Origin of the sequence: Dechloromonas denitrificans (assembly GCF_020510685.1) — a bacterium.
Lineage (GTDB): Bacteria > Pseudomonadota > Gammaproteobacteria > Burkholderiales > Rhodocyclaceae > Azonexus > Azonexus denitrificans_A.
This window is the reverse complement of sequence record NZ_CP075185.1, coordinates 2772062-2788993: the sequence shown is the minus strand read 5'-3', so window position 1 is coordinate 2788993 and position 16932 is coordinate 2772062. Positions and strand designations below refer to the sequence as shown.

At 63.5% G+C, this 16932-nt stretch carries 16 protein-coding genes; 5 read left to right on the top strand and 11 right to left on the bottom strand.

Annotated elements, in window-relative coordinates; genetic code table 11:
- Positions 1–41 precede the first annotated feature (41 nt).
- Genes KI611_RS13340 through KI611_RS13325 form a run of 4 tightly spaced genes read left to right on the top strand, consistent with a single transcriptional unit; the run spans position 42 to position 4523 of the window.
- Positions 42–1379 carry a TolC family protein gene (locus KI611_RS13340; RefSeq protein ID WP_226416145.1) on the top strand — a complete coding sequence of 446 codons (1338 nt, stop codon included), beginning with the start codon at positions 42–44 and terminating at the stop codon, positions 1377–1379.
- The gene (locus KI611_RS13335; protein WP_226416144.1) at positions 1376–2608 is read left to right on the top strand and encodes an efflux RND transporter periplasmic adaptor subunit; all 1233 of its coding nucleotides are present in this window, start codon (positions 1376–1378) and stop codon (positions 2606–2608) included. Before KI611_RS13340 ends, KI611_RS13335 begins: the two co-directional genes overlap by 4 nt.
- The gene (locus KI611_RS13330; protein ID WP_226416143.1) at positions 2608–3309 is read left to right on the top strand and encodes an ABC transporter ATP-binding protein; all 702 of its coding nucleotides are present in this window, start codon (positions 2608–2610) and stop codon (positions 3307–3309) included. Before KI611_RS13335 ends, KI611_RS13330 begins: the two co-directional genes overlap by 1 nt.
- A complete protein-coding gene (locus KI611_RS13325; protein ID WP_226416142.1) occupies positions 3303–4523 on the top strand; it encodes an ABC transporter permease in 1221 nt (406 codons plus the stop codon). Before KI611_RS13330 ends, KI611_RS13325 begins: the two co-directional genes overlap by 7 nt.
- A 53-nt stretch (positions 4524–4576) precedes the next feature.
- On the opposite strand, the gene KI611_RS13320 is transcribed toward KI611_RS13325, so the two are convergent.
- The 10 genes from KI611_RS13320 to KI611_RS13275 all read right to left on the bottom strand — a co-directional run bounded on the left by KI611_RS13320 (position 4577) and on the right by KI611_RS13275 (position 14099).
- The gene (locus KI611_RS13320) at positions 4577–6016 is read right to left on the bottom strand and encodes an amino acid permease (RefSeq protein ID WP_319002291.1); all 1440 of its coding nucleotides are present in this window, start codon (positions 6014–6016) and stop codon (positions 4577–4579) included.
- Between the two features lie 214 nt (positions 6017–6230).
- Positions 6231–6860: an NADPH-dependent FMN reductase gene (locus KI611_RS13315; protein ID WP_226416141.1), complete on the bottom strand. Its 630-nt coding sequence runs from the start codon at positions 6858–6860 to the stop codon at positions 6231–6233.
- Positions 6861–6995: 135 nt separating this feature from the next.
- Positions 6996–8855, bottom strand: coding sequence for a potassium transporter Kup (locus KI611_RS13310; protein WP_226416140.1), 1860 nt, complete (start codon positions 8853–8855; stop codon positions 6996–6998).
- Between the two features lie 118 nt (positions 8856–8973).
- On the bottom strand, positions 8974–9426 hold the full coding sequence (locus KI611_RS13305; protein WP_226416139.1) for a MaoC family dehydratase: 453 nt from the start codon (positions 9424–9426) through the stop codon (positions 8974–8976).
- A gap of 10 nt (positions 9427–9436) precedes the next feature.
- On the bottom strand, positions 9437–10429 hold the full coding sequence (locus KI611_RS13300; protein WP_226416138.1) for a CapA family protein: 993 nt from the start codon (positions 10427–10429) through the stop codon (positions 9437–9439).
- Positions 10426–10830 (bottom strand): hypothetical protein, encoded by a 405-nt coding sequence (locus KI611_RS13295; RefSeq protein WP_226416137.1) that lies wholly within the window; start codon positions 10828–10830, stop codon positions 10426–10428. The genes KI611_RS13300 and KI611_RS13295 overlap by 4 nt, the downstream gene beginning before the upstream one ends.
- Positions 10814–11494, bottom strand: coding sequence for a YbaY family lipoprotein (locus KI611_RS13290; RefSeq protein ID WP_226416136.1), 681 nt, complete (start codon positions 11492–11494; stop codon positions 10814–10816). Before KI611_RS13290 ends, KI611_RS13295 begins: the two co-directional genes overlap by 17 nt.
- Positions 11491–12228, bottom strand: a complete 738-nt coding sequence (locus KI611_RS13285; protein ID WP_226416135.1) for an arginyltransferase — start codon at positions 12226–12228, stop codon at positions 11491–11493. Before KI611_RS13285 ends, KI611_RS13290 begins: the two co-directional genes overlap by 4 nt.
- Positions 12229–12230: 2 nt before the next feature.
- Entirely contained in the window at positions 12231–12935 is a 705-nt protein-coding gene (gene aat / locus KI611_RS13280; RefSeq protein WP_226419911.1) for a leucyl/phenylalanyl-tRNA--protein transferase, read from the bottom strand.
- Positions 12936–12950: 15 nt separating this feature from the next.
- Positions 12951–14099, bottom strand: coding sequence for an ABC transporter ATP-binding protein (locus KI611_RS13275; protein ID WP_226416134.1), 1149 nt, complete (start codon positions 14097–14099; stop codon positions 12951–12953).
- A 30-nt stretch (positions 14100–14129) separates the two neighbouring features.
- Between KI611_RS13275 and KI611_RS13270 the strand changes: the two genes are divergently transcribed.
- Positions 14130–15767 carry an ABC transporter permease gene (locus KI611_RS13270; protein WP_226416133.1) on the top strand — a complete coding sequence of 546 codons (1638 nt, stop codon included), beginning with the start codon at positions 14130–14132 and terminating at the stop codon, positions 15765–15767.
- Positions 15768–15809: 42 nt separating this feature from the next.
- On the opposite strand, the gene KI611_RS13265 is transcribed toward KI611_RS13270, so the two are convergent.
- A complete protein-coding gene (locus KI611_RS13265; RefSeq protein WP_226416132.1) occupies positions 15810–16826 on the bottom strand; it encodes a Fe(3+) ABC transporter substrate-binding protein in 1017 nt (338 codons plus the stop codon).
- Positions 16827–16932: the final 106 nt, after the last annotated feature.

Genomic DNA, 16932 nt, shown 5'->3' with positions numbered 1-16932 from the left:
CCCGATTACTTGCCTTGCTGTGCTGCCTGAGCCTTCCGGCCATGGCTGCCGGGCTCGGCGACCCCTTCGCGACCGAAAGCATGGCGCCGCTCAAGCCGTCGCCGCAACTCGCCGCCCGCGTCGGCGAAGCGCCCTGTACCACCGATATTCCAGATGCGCCGCTGACGGCCATCGAGGCCGTCGATCTGACGCTGTGCAACAACCCGCAGACCCGCGAAGTATGGGCGGCGGCGCGCGTCCAGGCGGCGCTGGTCGGGGTCGCGCAGTCGGCCTGGCTGCCCGACCTGGATGGCCGGGCGAGCGGTGGGCGGACCTACTCGGAAGCGCGCAACTATAACCAGAATAGTGCGGCGCTGACCCTGTCCTGGCTGCTCTACGATTTCGGCCAGCGTTCGGCCAATATCGAGAACGCCCGGCAACTGCTCAGTGCGGCGGCGTCGACCCAGAACGCCACGGTCCAGGCGCTGTTCCTGGCTGCCCTGCAAGGCTATTACAGCGCCCAGGCGACGCGTGCCGCGGTGCTCTCGGCGACCGAGGCCGAACGGGCTGCCCGCGAAAGCTTCGCCGCGGCCGATGCGCGCTACAACGTCGGCGTCGGCACGCCAGCCGACCGTCTGCAGGCGCAGACCGCCTTGTCGCAGGCGACGCTGAACCGCATCAAGGCCGAGGGCGAGGCGAGGAATGCGCTGGGCACCCTGGCCAACGCCATGGGCTTCGACGCCCAGCAGCGGATTGTCCTGGCCGACATTCCGGCGGCGATGCCGGATGGTGCGTTCCAGAAGGATATCGACGCGCTGATCGCCGATGCCCGGGCCCGTCGCCCGGATCTGCAGGCGGCCGAGGCGCAGCTCAAGGCCGCCGAGGCCGGCGTCGATCTGGCCCGCGCCCAGGGGCGGCCGACCGTCAGCCTGTCGGCCGGGCCGACCTGGCAGGAGGTCGGCGGGGTGAGGACGAATGCCCAGACCGTCGGCCTGACGCTTAGCGTGCCGATCTTCTCCGGTTTTGAAACGACCTACCGCGTGCGCTCGGCGGCCGCCCAGGCCGAAGTCAAGGCGGCGCAGCGCGACCGTCTGAACAAGCAAATCGCCCTCGATGTCTGGCGTGCCTACCAGAGTCTGACCACCGCGACGCAAAGCCTGAAGACGACGGCCGATCTGGTGGCCAGTGCCGAGCAGTCGGAGCGGGTGGCGCTCGGCCGCTACAAGGCCGGGGTCGGGACCGTGCTCGAACTGCTGACGGCGCAGAGCGCGCTGGCCAGCGCCCGCCTGCAGCGCATCCAGGCCGGACTCGACTGGAACGTATTTCGCGCCACCCTGGCCCAGGCCATGGGCGCTCTTGATTACACGCTGCTGCAAGCGGCAGCGGAAGGAAGACCATGAAACGCATCAGCACCATCCTCATCGGCGTCACGGTCGCCGCCGGCCTGATCGGCGGCGGCATCTGGTATGCCAGGCAACGCGCGGCGCAGGATCCGGAACAGCGCTACAAGCTGACCAGCGTCGAAAAAGGCGAGGTGACGCAGACGGTTTCGGCCAACGGCACGCTCAATCCGGTGGTCCTGGTCAGCGTCGGGACGCAGGTCTCCGGCACCGTCAAGAAGCTGTACGTCGATTTCAACGACCCGGTCAAAAAGGGCCAGGCCTTGCTCGAGCTCGACGATGCGCTGGTCTCGGCCGCCGAGCGGCAGAGCGCGGCGAGTGTCGCCAACGCCCAGGCCGCCCTCGAACTGGCCCAGGCCAACGAGGCGCGCATCAAGCAACTGTTCGCCCAGGAGTATGTTTCGAAGCAGGAGTACGACCAGTCCCGGCAAGCCCTCAAATCGGCCAACGCCCAACTGGCGCTGGCACGCGCCCAGAACGAGCGCGACCAGGCCAACCTGAATTTCACGGTGATCCGCTCGCCGGTTGACGGCGTGGTGATCGACCGCGTCGTCGATCTCGGTCAGACCGTGGCGGCCAGCTTCCAGACGCCGACGCTGATCAAGATCGCCCAGGATCTGTCCGAAATGCGCATCGACACCAGTTTTGCCGAAGCCGATATCGGCCTGATCCGCGAAGGCCAGAAGGCGCGTTTTACCGTCGATGCCTTCCCGAGCCGCAACTTTGTCGGCGATGTGCAGCAGATTCGCCTGAATCCGACCAATCAGCAGAATGTCGTCACCTACAACGTCCGCATCAATGTCGCCAACCCGGAACTGGTGCTGCTCCCTGGCATGACCGCCTACGTCAATATCGGCGTGCAGAAGCGCCAGGAGGCGCTGCTCGTGCCGAATGCGGCCTTGCGCTTCAAGCCGGCCGAGGCTGCCGAGAAGAAACCGGAAAATGGCCAGAAACCGACCGCGCCCGGGCCGGGCATGGGGGCGGGCGCCGATGGCGGCGGGGCCAAGGGGCCGGGCGACAAGAAGGGCAAGAAGCGCGATGGCCAGAGCGGTACGGTCTACGTGCTGGCCGGCGGCGAAATCAAGCCGGTCAGCGTCCAGCTCGGCATTACCGACAACCGCAATACGGAAATCGTCGGCGGCGACCTGAAGGCCGGCGATCGCGTGGTCACCGGTGAAAACACCAACGGTATCAAGCCGCCCTCCAGCGTCGGCATGCGGATGTTCTGATGGCTGAACCGGTCATCCGGGTCGTCGGCCTGGGCAAGTCCTACGAAACCGCCGCCGGCTTGTTCCCGGCGCTGCGCGGCGTCAATCTGGAAATTCATCCCGGTGAATACATCGCCATCATGGGGCCGTCCGGCTCCGGCAAATCGACTTTCATGAACCTGCTCGGCTGTCTCGATACGCCGACCGTCGGCGATTATTTCCTGGCCGGGCAGAACGTCGCCCAGATGGACAACGATGCGCTGGCCATCCTGCGCAACCGGACGCTCGGCTTCGTCTTCCAGGGCTTCAACCTGCTGCCGCGGATGAGCCTGCAGGACAACGTCGCCTTGCCGCTGGTTTATGCCGGTGCCGATAAGGACAGCCGGCGCGCCGCGGCGCGCGAATTGCTCGACAAGGTCGGCCTCGGCAAATATGCCGAATCGTTGCCCAACCGCATTTCCGGCGGCCAGCAGCAGCGCGTGGCGATTGCCCGGGCGTTGGTCAACAAGCCGCGCCTGATTCTCGCCGACGAGCCGACCGGTAATCTCGACAGTCACACCAGCGAGGAAATCATGCGGCTGTTCGGCGAATTGAACGGCGAAGGCATCACCATCGTGCTGGTCACCCACGAACCGGACGTCGCAGCGCATGCCAAGCGGCAGGTCAAGTTTCTCGACGGCGAAATCGTCAGCGATCACCTGACGGAGCATGCCGCATGCTGAAGGCCATGCTCAGCGAAGCCTGGCTGGCGATGGGCGCCAACCGCCTGCGTACGGCGCTGACCATGCTTGGCATGGTGATCGGCGTCGGCGCCGTGGTCATCATGCTGGCCATCGGGCAGGGCGCCCAGTATGCGGTGCAGCAGACGATCAGCACCATGGGTTCCAATCTCTACATCGTGCTTTCCGGTTCCTTCACCACGGCCGGCGTGCGCAGCGGTTCGGCCGGCGGGCCTACGCTCAACGTCGGCGACGCCGAGGCGATCGCCGAACTCGACGGCGTCGCCAATGTCGCGCCGACCCATCAGGGTTCGCGGCAACTGGTTTACGGTTCGCAGAACTGGAGTACCCAGGTGGTCGGCACGACGCCGCCCTACCTCGATGCGCGGGCCTGGAACGTGGTCAATGGCGCTGCCTTCGGCGATTCCGACGTGCGCTCGTCGACGCGCGTCGCGCTGATCGGCAAGACCGTGGCGCAAAACCTGTTCGGCGACGAGGACCCGGTCGGCAAGACCATGCGCATTCAGCAGAACCCGTTCACGGTGATCGGCGTGCTCGGCAGCAAGGGCCAGAACCTCGACGGCCGCGACCAGGACGATACCGTGATCATTCCGCTCAGTACCGCCCAGCGCAAGGTTTTCGGCACGCCTTTCCTGGGCTCGGTGCGGATGATCATGGTCCAGGCCGAATCGGCCGAGGCCATGCCCAAGGTCGAAGCCGGCATGACCGCCTTGCTGCGCCAGCGCCACCGCCTGCGCGACGGCTCGCCCGACGATTTCTTCATGCGCAACCTGTCGGCCGCCGCCGAATCCGAGGCGGAAACGACGCGCACGATGTCCATCCTGCTCGGCGCCATCGCCTCCATTTCACTACTCGTTGGCGGCATCGGCATCATGAACATCATGCTGGTGTCGGTCACCGAACGGACCCGCGAAATCGGCATCCGGATGGCCATCGGCGCCCGCCAGAAAGACATCCTGACGCAGTTCCTGCTCGAAGCGGTGATGATCTCCTTCGCCGGCTGCCTGCTCGGGCTGGTCCTCGGCCTGGCCATTGCGCTGGGGATCAATCTGGCCACCGGCATGGTCGTCGTCATTTCCGGCAGCGCCGCCCTCATTGCCTTTGCCGTGGCCGCCGCCGTCGGCATTTTCTTCGGCTGGTATCCGGCCCGCAAGGCGGCGCAGCTCGACCCGATCGAAGCGCTGCGCTACCAGTAACGACAAGGCCAAGCGAGTCGCTTGGCCTTTGGGTTTTGGGCTACTGACCGGCGTCAGCCACCTTGGTTATGGAGCACTGCATTGCGGCGGGCGTAGAGGAAATAGATCGCCAGTCCCAACACCAACCAGACCAGGAAGGCTATCCAGGTCAGCGCCTGCAAGTGTGCCATCAGGAACAGGCAGAAGCCCACCGACAGCAAGGGCACCACGGGCACCCCCGGGCAGCGGAAGGCGCGGGGCAGTTCCGGATGCGTGCGGCGCAGCACCAGGACGGAAACGGAGATCAGCGTAAAGGCCGCCAGCGTACCGATATTGATCAGTTCGGCCAGAACATTCAGCGGCACGAAGGCGGCGATGGTGGCAAACACGATGCCGACGGTCCAGGTGGCAAAGTATGGCGTGGCATACACCGGATGCACTACCGAGAGCCGCTTGGGCAGCAGGCCGTCGCGCGACATCGCAAAAATGATGCGCGTTTGCCCATAGGTCATCACCAGGATCACCGTCGTCATGCCGAGGATGGCTCCCAGGTCCACAAAGCCCGCCACCCAGTTCTGGCCGGCAAACTGCAGGGCCAGAGAAATCGGATGATCGACGCCGGCGAAATTCGCGAATGGAACGATGCCGGTCATGATCGCCGAGACGGCCACGTACAGCACCGTACAGACCGTCAGTGAACCAATGATGCCGATCGGCAGGTCGCGGCGCGGATTGCGCACTTCCTCGGCCGCCGAAGTGACTGCATCGAAGCCGATGAAGGAAAAAAACACCAGCGCCGCCGCCTGAAACACGCCAGCGGCGCCGAACGGCGCGAAGGGCTGCCAGTTGGCCGGTTTGACATGCCAGATGCCGACACCGATGAAGAGCAGCACCACGGCGATCTTGATGGTCACCATCAGGTTGTTGAGGCGGGCGGATTCGCGGGCACCGTGCGACACCACCCAGGTGATGGCGAGCATGATCAGGGATGCCGGCAGGTTCATTATGGTGTGGGTACCCGGTATGGCCCCCGGCGCGGCAGTTAGCGCCGTCGGCAAAGCCAGCCCCAGGCCCGCCATCAGCGACTGGAAATAGCCTGACCAGCCGACCGACACCGCCGACATCGCCAGCCCATATTCCAGCAGCAGGTCCCAGCCGATCATCCACGCGACAATTTCGCCGAGCGTCGCATAGCAGTAGGTATAGATCGATCCCGATACCGGGATCGCCGATGCAAACTCGGCATAGCACAGCGCGGCAAAGCCGCAGGCCATGGCAGCGATGAGGAAGGACACCGTCAGTGCCGGTCCGGCGGTCAGCGCTCCGGTGCCGGTCAGTACGAAAATTCCGGTTCCGATGATGGCGCCGATGCCCATCATTACCAGGTCCACCGGGCCAAGGACCTTTTTCAAGCCATCTTCGCGAGCCATGGCGAGCATGGCGTCGATACTCTTCGTACGAAAGAGGCTCATTGGTAATACTCCTGTGGTCGCCGACGACAGCGGCGAGGCCACGCCGGCTTGTTCCAGGGGCCTGCGCAGGGCGTTGCGAGGTCGGACGCTACGAGGCGGTACGGTTGACCGATAAACCGGGAGCCAGGAGATTAAATTAGTTGCCACCTACTTGCCGATTTCATGCCGCTTCGGCTGCTGGCAACGGTCTGCTCGTCCCCGGTATGGGGTGTTGTGGCAGAGCAGCTGTCAGCCAGGTTTTGGATTTTGGAATCGCTTAGTTGTGCTTTTTTATCCAGGCGACGTAGCGATCTATCCAGCTTTGCAGGAATGCCTTGCTATCGGGGCCGATATTGCCGGCACTATCAAATAGACCATCCTTGGCGTGAATGAATGCTTCCGGTTGACCTAGGGTTGGCACGTCCAGGTAGGCGAGAACATTGCGCAAATGCTGTTGCGCCATCGCGGTCCCGATGGCACCGACCGATACCCCCAACACGCCGGCAGGCTTGCCCGCCCACGCGCTCTGGCCATACGGGCGTGAAGCGTGGTCGATGGCGTTCTTGAGGACGCCTGGCATTGAGCGGTTGTATTCAGGCGTGACGAACAATAGACCTTGGGCGGTAGCGATTTCCGCTTTCAGGCGCTTGACCGAAGCGGCCTGTTGCGCATCGTCATCCTGGTTGTAGAGCGGCAGATCGCCAATTTCCAGCTGTTTGAACGAGAACTCGGATGGCGCCAGTTTGACGATGGCACTTGCCAACTTGCGATTGAATGAATCCTTGCGAAGGCTACCGACTACGACGGCAATTTGATATTGGCTCATGTCTGTTTTCCTTACGTTTGCGATTGGAAGTAGAGCTTGCTTTATTGCTGCATGATTCACACCGAACAACTTGAATTTCACTCCCCGCGTCATTTTAAAAAACACGGATGATTGATTCTTTCACAGTTATCAAACGGTAGAGATTTAGTGCCTACGCACTCCGTCGATGCCCCTTCCGTCTGTGATCGCGACATGATGCCTAAGTTGCACAGTTCTTCAGATCACCAGCTGCGTCCCCAGTTCGACGACGCGGTTGGTCGGAATATGGAAGAAGTCGCTGGCGCTGGTGGCGTTTTTCGACATCACGGCGAACAGGCGGGCACGGAGCGGCTGCATGCGCTTGGTCATCGATGGCACGATGGTTTCGCGGGAGAGGTAGAACGTCGTTTCCATGATGTCGAAACGTTCGCCGAAGCGCTTGCATTGCTCGAGCGCGCCCGGTACATCCGGACTTTCCATGAAACCGTAACGGACGATCAGGCGGATGAAGCCACGGCTCATCCGATGCAGGTAGATGCGGTCCATGTCGTTGACATGCGGGGTGGCCATTGTCTGCACCGTGAGCAAGACCACCCGCTCATGCAGTACCTGGTTGTGCTTCAGGTTGTGCAGCAGGGCCGGCGGTACGCCATCCTTGGCGCTGGTCATGAAAACGGCGGTACCGTCGATGCGGTGGACGTCGTCGATGCTTTGCAGGAAGTCGTCCATCGGGATGCTTTGCTTGGCCATTTCCTGCGAAACGAGGGCGCGGCCGCGCCGCCAGGTGGTCAGCACGGTGAATGAAACCAGACCCATGGCAATCGGGAACCAGCCGCCCTCGGGGATCTTGATCGCATTGGCGGCAAAGAAGGCGAGATCGACGGTGAGCAGTACACCGGCGACGATGAAGACAACGACACGGTTCCACTTCCACAACAGCACCATAACGAAGGCGACCAGGATGGTATCGATCAGCATCGTGCCGGTGACGGCGATGCCGTAGGCGGCGGCGAGATTGGAGGAGTTCTTGAAGCCGATGACCAGGGCGACGACCGCCAGGTACAGCGACCAGTTGGTGAAGGGCACGTAAATCTGGCCTTCTTCCATGCCCGAGGTGTGGATGATCTGCATGCGCGGCAAGAGGCCCATCTGGATCGACTGGCGGGCCACCGAGAAGGCGCCGGAGATGACCGCCTGCGAGGCGATTACGGTGGCCATGGTGGCGAGGAAGACCATCGGCACGATCGCCCAGTCCGGCGCCAGATGGAAGAAGGGGCTCTGGATGGCGGCCGGATCGATGAGCAGCAAGGCACCCTGGCCGAAGTAGTTGAGGACCAGGGCCGGCATGACGAAGCCGAACCAGGCCAGGCGGATCGGGAAGCGCCCGAAATGGCCCATGTCGGTGTACAGCGCCTCGCCGCCGGTCACGGCGAGCACGACCGAGCCGAGCGCCAGGAAGGCGAGGCCGGGATAGGTGACGATGAAATAGATCGCAAAGATCGGGTTCAGGGCCTCCAGCACGTGCGGGTTCTGCACGATCTGCATGACGCCGAGGGCGCCGAGGATGCTGAACCAGGCGACCATGACCGGGCCGAAGAACAGGCCGACGGTGCCGGTGCCGCGCTTCTGGATGAAGAACAGGCCGGTCAGGATGGCGAGCGTGATCGGGATGACGTAGGGCTTCAGCGTCGGGGTGATGATCTCCAAGCCCTCGACGGCGGAAAGCACCGAAATGGCCGGCGTGATCATGCTGTCGCCGTAGAACAACGCCGCCGCGAAAATGCCGAGCAGCGTGACGATCCACGACAGGCGCGGATTTTTGGCGCGTTCGGTGACCAAGGCGAGGAGGGCCAGCGAGCCGCCTTCGCCGCGGTTGTCGGCACGCATGATGATCGCCACATACTTGATGGTGACCAGCACGATGATCGACCAGAAGACCAGCGACAGGACGCCGAGAATGTTTTGCGGCGTAACCGGGATTGGGTGATGGCCGTTGAAAATTTCCTTCAAGGCGTAAAGCGGGCTGGTGCCGATGTCGCCGAAGACGACCCCGATGGCTGCGACGGTCAGAGCCGGCAGCGCTTGGCGTTGATGCATGATTTCCCCTGAGGCGCCTGAGCCGCGATGAATGATTTATTGGCGACCAGGCCAGAACGCCAATCTAGCACTTCAGTCATATCTTGGGTATGGCTCGGCGCGCTCGGGGACGATGATCTCAGCGATTCGGGCGGCGGCGCAGCAGGTGGATGACGATGAAGCTGAGGACCGCTTCGCCCCGCTGGTTGACCGCCTGATACTTCAGTCGGGCAATGCCGCGGTCGGCCTTTGACGCCGAGGGCCGCACTTCCAGCACCTCGATTTCGCTGTGCAGCGTATCGCCCGGCCGGACCGGTGCCAGCCAGCGCAACTCGTCGATGCCCGGTGAACCCATGCTCGAATCGGCCAGCATGCCGGACTGGATGAACAGCCGAAAGCAGATCGCCAGGCTCTGGAAACCGCTGGCGATCAGCCCGCCATAAGGCGAATCGGCGGCGGCATTGGCATCGAGGTGGAAAGACTGCGGATCGTAACGCCAGGCGAAATCGATGATCTCGGCTTCAGTCAGCGTCACGCCCGGCGTAGTGAATTGCTGGCCGGGCGTCAGGTCGTCGAGGTAGCGGGTATCCATGGCTGGTCTCCTAAGGGTTCTGGCATTCCGAAACCAGATCGTCGCCACCCCGCCCGCAAGGCGTAAAGGTGCCGGAGACCGGCCAGGGGGTGCCGTCGTTGTCCATCTGCGCGGCGAGGGTGTCCCAGAAGATCAAGCCGGATTTGTCGAGCCTCAGGCGGAGCAGCCAGCCGCGCTGGGCGTTGGCGTAGTCGAAGCCGTCGAAGACGAAATTGCCGAGGCTGTAGATGATCGGTTTGCCCTTGTAGGTTTCGGCGCCCTGGGTGACGTGCGGGTGGCCGCCGACGACCAGCGCGGCGCCTTCGTCGATCATTCGGCGGGCCAGCGTTTTCTGCCGCTCGCCCGGCTGGGTTTCCTTTTCCCAGCCCCAGTGCATGAAGGGGATGACCAGATCGGCGCCGGCCGCCTTGGCGGCGCGGATGTCGGCGATCACCTGATCGTCCTCGCTCCAGGCGATGCCAGGCCAGTTGGCGCCGGCTTCGAAGGCGCGCGGCTTGAATTCGTTGTAGGCGAGCACGGCGATCTTCAGGCCCTTGCGGTCGATCCATAGCGGCCGGTGGGCTTCGCCGAGATTGCGGCCGCCGCCGAAATGGGCGATGCCGGCGTTGTCCAGGAGGCGGATGGTTTCCAGGAAGGCGTCGCGACCGTAGTCGCCGGAGTGATTGTTGGCCAGCGCGACGGCATCGAAGCGGCCTTGCAGCACCGGCAGCACGCGCGGTTTGGCACGGAAGTTGTAGATCTTGTTGTCCTGCGGGCTACCGCTTTCGGCAATCGGGCATTCGAGATTGCCGATCCGGTAGTCGGTTTCCTTGAGGATGCTCGCGAAGGGCTGCAGCGGGTCGCCGCCTTGGCCGATCAGGCGGCCGGGGCCGTCGTCGAGCATGATGTCGCCGGCGAAGATCAGCGTGACCGGCTCGGCATGCAGGTTGAAAGCGAGCAGAACGGCGATTGCCGCCAGCCATGGCTTTCTCATCTTGGTGGTGGGGTAGAGGCTTTGACTCATTTCGCTGCCGCGTCCTTCAGTTCGCACCAGTATTGCAGTTCGCCGTCGCGCACCGGTTCATAGACGAAGTGCAAGCCGCTGAAGCCGTAGTCCGGCAGGGCGGCGGCCAGCGGATAACGGTAGCTGGCCTGGTGGATGAGCACCGGGCCGGCATCGCGGTCGGCATAGGCGTAGAGCTTGATGCCGGCGAGGTCGGCCGGTTCCTGACGGAAAACGATGCGGAACAGGAAGTAGGAGCCGACGGCAACTGGCGCCACGCTGTAGGGATCGGTGCTCGGCCGGGCTTCGACGACCTGCGTTTCACCGCCATAGCTGAGGTGGCAGACGACGCTTTGCGCCTGCGCCGTGGCCGCGATGCATACCGCGATCAGCCCGCCGAGGTGCCTAGCGCGCCTTGCCACTGACGACCTGCTTGAGCTGCATGGCGACATGCAGTGGCTGGCCGTTGTGCAGCGCCGGGTAGGATTTGTCGCTGACGAACAGCAGCTTGCCGCGCCGCTCGATGCGGGCGGAAACGGTGACCTGGGCCTTCTTGCCGATCAGGTCGCGGTCGATGGTAGCGGCGAAGGGGATCGGCACCTGCCGGCCGCCGAGTTCGATGCGTTGCTCGGCCAGTTGGCGGGGGCGACCGCCGGCCCGGGCGACGTCCTGGATGCGGACGATCAGGATGGCATCGGGTGGCAGGGCGATGCGCTGGCGGTAGGTGATGCTGCCGGCAATATCGAGGAAGCTGCTGGTGGCCGGCGTTGCCGTGGCCTGGGGCGGCGGGGTGGTGCCCTGGGTACAACGCCGGGTGTTGCCCTTGCCGTCGTCGAAAATCGCTTCGTCGCCCTGGGTCTGCAGGCGGATGTTGTCGGCCCGGTACAGCGCGCCGGAGGCGGCCGGGACTTGCGGCAGCGTCAGTTCGCTATCGGAGAAGTGCAGGGTGGCTTGCGGTGGACCATCGCCGGCCGGGGCAAACGAGATGTCGATGCGGCTGCCATTGTCGCAGGCGTAGGGCAGGCGCTCGCCGGCGGCGAGTGCGGTCAGCGGGAGCAGAAGGAAAGGGAGCAGGTAGCGTTTCATGCGGTGTCCGTGAGGCGTTGCCATTGCCCATCGACGAGACCTTCGATGGGCTGGAAGTCTTTCTTGTAGGCCATTTTCCGGCTTTCGGCAATCCAGTAGCCGAGGTACAGGTAGGGTAGGCCGAGCGCCTCGCACTGGCTGACTTGCCAGATGATGTTGTAGACGCCGTAGCTGGCGCCGGCGATTGCCGGGTCGTAGAAGGTGTAAACCGAGGACAGCCCGTCATCAAGCACGTCGATCAGGCTGACCATGCGCACCACGCCATCTTCGGAAAACTCGATCAGCCGGGTATCGACGCGGCTTTGCAGCAGGAACTGGGCGTACTGCTCGTGGCTGTCTTCGTCCATGCCGCCGCCGGGATGGCGGGCCTGCTGGTAGCGGTTGTAGAGGGCGTAGTGTTTGTCGAGGAAGACCAGCGGCAACTCGAGCGCTTTCAGATTGCCGTGTTTCTTCACCGCCCGGCGCTGGCTGCGGCGCAGTTGCAGTTCGGCCACCGGCAGGCGGACCGGCGTGCATGCCTGGCAGCTGTCGCAGCGCGGCCGGTAGGTAAAGATGCCGCTGCGCCGGAAGCCGGCGCGGACCAGCGAACTGTAGATTTCGGCATTGATCAGGTGGGCCGGCGTGGCGACCTGCGAGCGTGCCTGACGGTCCGGCAGATAGCTGCACGGATACGGTGAGGTGGCGTAGAACTGGAGCAGCGAGAAGGGTAGCGCTGCGTCGTCCGGGCGGGCCATGGTTACCAGTCCAGTGTCAGGTCGGCGGCCGACCACCGGGCGCGCGATCCCGCTTCGCCGGTCAATGCCTGCAAGCGGGTCAGGAAGCTCGAACGCGGAATTTCACGGCCACCCAGGGAGGCAAGGTGCTCGGTACGCATCTGGCAATCGATCATGGCGAACTCATGCGTGACAAGGTAGCGGATAAGGTGAGCGAAGGCGATCTTCGAGGCGTCGCTGCGGTGAGAGAACATCGATTCGCCATAGAACATCCGCCCGATGGCGAGGCCGTACAGACCGCCAACCAGATGGCCCTCGCTGTAGGTTTCGACCGAGTGCGCCCAGCCAAGTTCGTGCAAACGAATGTAGGCGCCCATCATGTCCGGCGAAATCCAGGTACCGTCTTGCCCAGGGCGCGGCGTTTCGGCGCAGCCGGCAATGACCCCGGCGAAGTTGCTGTCGAAGCGGACTTCGCAGTGGCCGGCGCGCAGCGTCTTGCGCAGCGAGCGGGTCAGGCGGAATTCCTCGGGAAAAAGCACCATGCGCGGGTCGGGGCTGTACCACAGCGGGTGGCCCTCGACGGTGCCCCACGGGAAAATGCCTTGCCGATAGGCGTTGAGCAGACGGTCCGGAGACAGGTCGCCGCCAATCGCCACCAGGCCGCCCATGTCTTCCCGGGCGGTCTCGACCGGCGGGAATGTCGAATGCGGACCGAGAAAGGGAATCATCAAGCGGGTTCGCGTTTAGCGGGGGGCGTTTTCGGCCAGCCAGGTGATTGGCCGGGGTTGCTGTTCGAGCTTGATCTCGCAGGCGGGATCAGTGCATTCGTCATGCTTCTTGAAGGCAATGACATGGTCGGCATCGAGCCGGATGCCGATCTTTTCGCCCAGCGCATGGTTGTGATGCGAAGGCACCAGCGACAGGACCTCGGTGCCGCTGGCCAGGCGCAACGTGTACAGGATGTCGGCGCCGCGGAAGGCTTTGTGCAGCACTTCGGCGTGCACCGGGCTGGCGTCGTCATGCACGATGTCGTCGGGGCGCAGCAGGATGTCGACGCGGCAGCCGTTGTCGCAATGGTCGCAGGTCTCGCTGCATTCGACCGGGGTGTCGGAAACCAGGGTGCCGAGCTCCATGCGGACGCTGTTGTTGTCGCCAACGGTGCCGGTGACCAGCACGCCCTGGCCGATGAAGTCGGCAACGAAGCGGTTGGCCGGCCGGTGGTACAGGTTGTACGGGATGTCCCATTGCTGGATGCGTCCTTCGTACATGATGCCGATTTCGTCGGCCATGGCGAATGCCTCGTTCTGGTCGTGGGTGACCATCACGGCGGTCGACCCTTCGCGCTTGAGAATTTCGCGCACTTCGACCGAGAGCCGCTCGCGCAGGCCGACATCGAGATTGGAGAAGGGCTCGTCGAGCAGGATCAGTTCCGGCCGTGGCGCCAGCGCCCGGGCCAGGGCAACGCGCTGTTGCTGGCCGCCGGAGAGTTCATGCGGATACTTTTCGCCTTGCCCGGACAGGCCGACCGTCGCCAGCAACTGGCGAACGCGCAGATGGATATCCTCGGTCGGGTTGCGACCGAGTCCGAAGGCGACATTTTGTTCGATGGTCAGGTGCGGAAACAGCGCGTAGTCCTGGAAGACCATGCCGATCCGCCGTTTTTCCGGAGCGACGCGCTGGCCGACCGAGCTGACCACTTCGTCGCGCAGGCGGATTTCGCCGTCGGCAATATCCTCAAAACCGGCGATGCAGCGCAGCAGCGTGGTCTTGCCGCAGCCCGACGGGCCGAGCAGGCAGGCGATTTTCCCTTGTTCCAGATAGAAATTCACCCCGTCGACAACGGTGTGTTTGCCATAGCGCTGAACAACGCCATTTAGTTCAAGTTGGGCCATAGCGGTCGATTATAATTCCCATTCACTTCCATGCGCGCAGCCCAATACTCTCCCCTGTTGATCGTCGGCTTCATCGTCGCCCTGCTGGCCGGGCTGCCGGTAGCGAGCGTCGGCCTCAATCTCTTCGTGAGCGGCACGAGCAGCACCTGGGCGCATCTGGCGCAGACCGTGTTGCCGGAATACATCCTGAATTCGTTGTGGCTGTGCCTTGGGGTTGGCTGCGGCGTCGGCGTGCTCGGCGTCGCGACGGCCTGGCTGACCTCGATGCACGATTTTCCCGGGCGGCGCATTTTCGATTGGGCGCTGGTTCTGCCATTGGCCATGCCGGCTTACGTGATGGCCTACGTCTATACCGATTTCCTGCAGTTCGTCGGGCCGGTCCAGACGGCGTTGCGCGACACTTTTGGCTGGGAGCATGGCGACTACTGGTTCCCCGATATCCGCACCTTGCCCGGCGCGATGTTGATGTTCGTCTGCGTCCTTTACCCCTACGTTTACCTGCTTGCCCGCACCGCCTTTCTCGAACGCGCCAGCGGCATGCTGGAAGCGGCGCGGACGCTCGGCATGGGGCCGTGGCGGGCGTTCTTTTCGGTATCGCTGCCCTTGGCCCGGCCGGCCATCGTCGCCGGCGTGGCGCTGGCGCTGATGGAAACGCTGGCCGACTACGGGACGGTGGCCTACTTTGCCGTCAATACCTTTACCACCGGCATTTACCGCGCCTGGTTCTCGCTCGGCGACCGCGTTGCGGCGGCCCAGCTGGCGGCCATGCTGCTCGGTTTCGTGCTTTTCCTGCTGATGGCCGAACGGGTATCGCGCGGCCGGGCCCGCTACCACAACACTACCGGCCGCAACCGGCCGATGGCCGGGGCTCGCCTGTCCGGCGTGCCGGCCGCGTTGGCGGTCCTCGCCTGTGCGTTGCCGCTGCTGCTCGGCTTTCTCCTGCCCGCCGTCCTGCTCCTCAAAATGGCGCTGACCGAGGGCGATGCCCAGTTTGGCGGACGCTTCCTGATGCTGGCCCGGAACAGCTTCGTGCTGGCCGGTGCGACCGCCGTGATCGGCGTTTTTCTGGCGCTGCTGATGGGCTACGGTGCCCGCCTCTCGAAAACGGCTTTTGCCAACGGCTTGAACCGGCTGGTCGGCCTTGGCTATGCGGTGCCGGGGGCGGTGATCGCGGTGGGGGTGCTGATCCCGGTGACGCGCCTCGACAACTGGCTGGTCGGACAGTGGGAGCAATGGTTCGGCTACAACCCCGGCCTGCTGTTGACCGGCGGCATTGCCGCGCTGATCTACGCCTATCTGGTGCGTTTTCTGGCGGTCGCGCTGCATACCGTCGAGTCGAGTCTGGCCAAGATCACGCCGAACATGGATGACGCAGCGCGCAGCCTTGGTCTTGGTCAGGCTGAAACGCTGCGCCGGGTACATGCCCCGATCTTGCGTGGCAGCTTGTTTACTGCCGGTTTGCTGGTGTTCGTCGATGTGATGAAGGAATTGCCGGCAACGCTCGTCATGCGCCCTTTCAATTTCGACACGCTGGCCACCCAGGCCTACACGCTGGCTTCCGATGAGCGGCTGGCCGAGGCGTCGACGGCCTCGCTGGCGATTGTCGCGGTGGGCTTGCTGCCGCTGATTGCGCTATCGCGGCAGATTACGGCGGCGCGCCGGGTCTAGCCGGCCGCCTTCCGCCTATTCGCAAGCCCCCCAGGGCGGTGATTAATTGAAGCCGGCGCGATCGAAAATGATCTGGGCCTTGGTTTGGTACATTGCCAGATTCTTGACGGGCAGTTTGTCGGCCTTGAACTTGCCGAGCGAGTCGAGGGCCGGATTAGCCACCTTGACGCTGTCCACCACCGGCCATTCGTTGTTGCCGTCGGCGAAGTAGCGCTGGGCTTGGTCGGATGCGAGGTATTCGAGGAACTTGACGGCGGCTTCCTTGTGCGGCGCAGTCTTCATCATGCCGCCGCCGGAAACGTTGATATGGGTGCCGGTCGTTCCCTGGTTGGGCCAGACGACGCCGACCTTGGCCATCAGCTTCTGGTCTTCCGGTTTCGTCGAGCGCAACAGACGGGCAACGTAATAGGTGTTGGAAATGGTCAGGCCGCATTCGCCGGCTGACACTGCCTTGATCTGGTCGGTGTCGCCGCCTTTCGGGGCGCGGGCGAAATTGGCGACCATGCCGCGTGCCAATTCTTCGGCCTTGGCTTCACCCTGATGGGCGATGATCGAGGCCATCAACGAGAGATTGTAGGGGTGCGAGCCGGAGCGCGAGCAGAATTTGCCCTTCAGCTTCGGATTGGCCAGATCTTCGTAATTCTGTACGTCCTCGGCCTTGACCGCCGCTTTGTTGTAAACGATGACACGGGCCCGGGTCGAGAAGGAAAACCAGTCTTCGGTGCGCAGATGGGCCGGAATCCGGGATTCAAGCGATTTCGAAACGACTGGGGCAAACAGTCCAAGCTCGTGTGCCTTGGCCAGCCGGGCCGCATCGACGGTCAGGAAAACATCGGCCGGGCTGTTGGCACCCTCATTCTTGATCCGCTCGAGCAGTTCGTCTTCCTTGCCTTCGATGCGGTTGATCTTGATGCCGGTCTGCTGCGTGAAGTTGGCGTAGAGCGCCTCATCCGTCTGATAGTGCCGGGCCGAGTAAAGGTTGAGGATCTTGTCTTCAGCGAAGGCGGGGTGTGACAGGGCGGCAATGGCGGCGGCAATCAGAACGGACCGTGATTTCATGCTGAAAAACTCCATGGGGAATGAGGTTTTTTCAGTCTACATGCCGAAAAATGGTTTGTAAATGAGAAACGTTACCAAGTGCAGGTGTAAAAAAGCGGCTCGCAAG

Coding starts and splice junctions, on each gene's coding strand:
- KI611_RS13310 (WP_226416140.1), bottom strand. CDS start 8,855: ATGCATCAACGCCAAGCGCTGCCGGCTCTGACCGTCGCAGCCATCGGG.
- aat (WP_226419911.1), bottom strand. CDS start 12,935: ATGATTCCCTTTCTCGGTCCGCATTCGACATTCCCGCCGGTCGAGACC.
- KI611_RS13275 (WP_226416134.1), bottom strand. CDS start 14,099: ATGGCCCAACTTGAACTAAATGGCGTTGTTCAGCGCTATGGCAAACAC.
- KI611_RS13330 (WP_226416143.1), top strand. CDS start 2,608: ATGGCTGAACCGGTCATCCGGGTCGTCGGCCTGGGCAAGTCCTACGAA.
- KI611_RS13270 (WP_226416133.1), top strand. CDS start 14,130: ATGCGCGCAGCCCAATACTCTCCCCTGTTGATCGTCGGCTTCATCGTC.
- KI611_RS13335 (WP_226416144.1), top strand. CDS start 1,376: ATGAAACGCATCAGCACCATCCTCATCGGCGTCACGGTCGCCGCCGGC.
- KI611_RS13300 (WP_226416138.1), bottom strand. CDS start 10,429: ATGAGTCAAAGCCTCTACCCCACCACCAAGATGAGAAAGCCATGGCTG.
- KI611_RS13325 (WP_226416142.1), top strand. CDS start 3,303: ATGCTGAAGGCCATGCTCAGCGAAGCCTGGCTGGCGATGGGCGCCAAC.
- KI611_RS13290 (WP_226416136.1), bottom strand. CDS start 11,494: ATGAAACGCTACCTGCTCCCTTTCCTTCTGCTCCCGCTGACCGCACTC.
- KI611_RS13265 (WP_226416132.1), bottom strand. CDS start 16,826: ATGAAATCACGGTCCGTTCTGATTGCCGCCGCCATTGCCGCCCTGTCA.
- KI611_RS13305 (WP_226416139.1), bottom strand. CDS start 9,426: ATGGATACCCGCTACCTCGACGACCTGACGCCCGGCCAGCAATTCACT.
- KI611_RS13340 (WP_226416145.1), top strand. CDS start 42: ATGGCTGCCGGGCTCGGCGACCCCTTCGCGACCGAAAGCATGGCGCCG.
- KI611_RS13285 (WP_226416135.1), bottom strand. CDS start 12,228: ATGGCCCGCCCGGACGACGCAGCGCTACCCTTCTCGCTGCTCCAGTTC.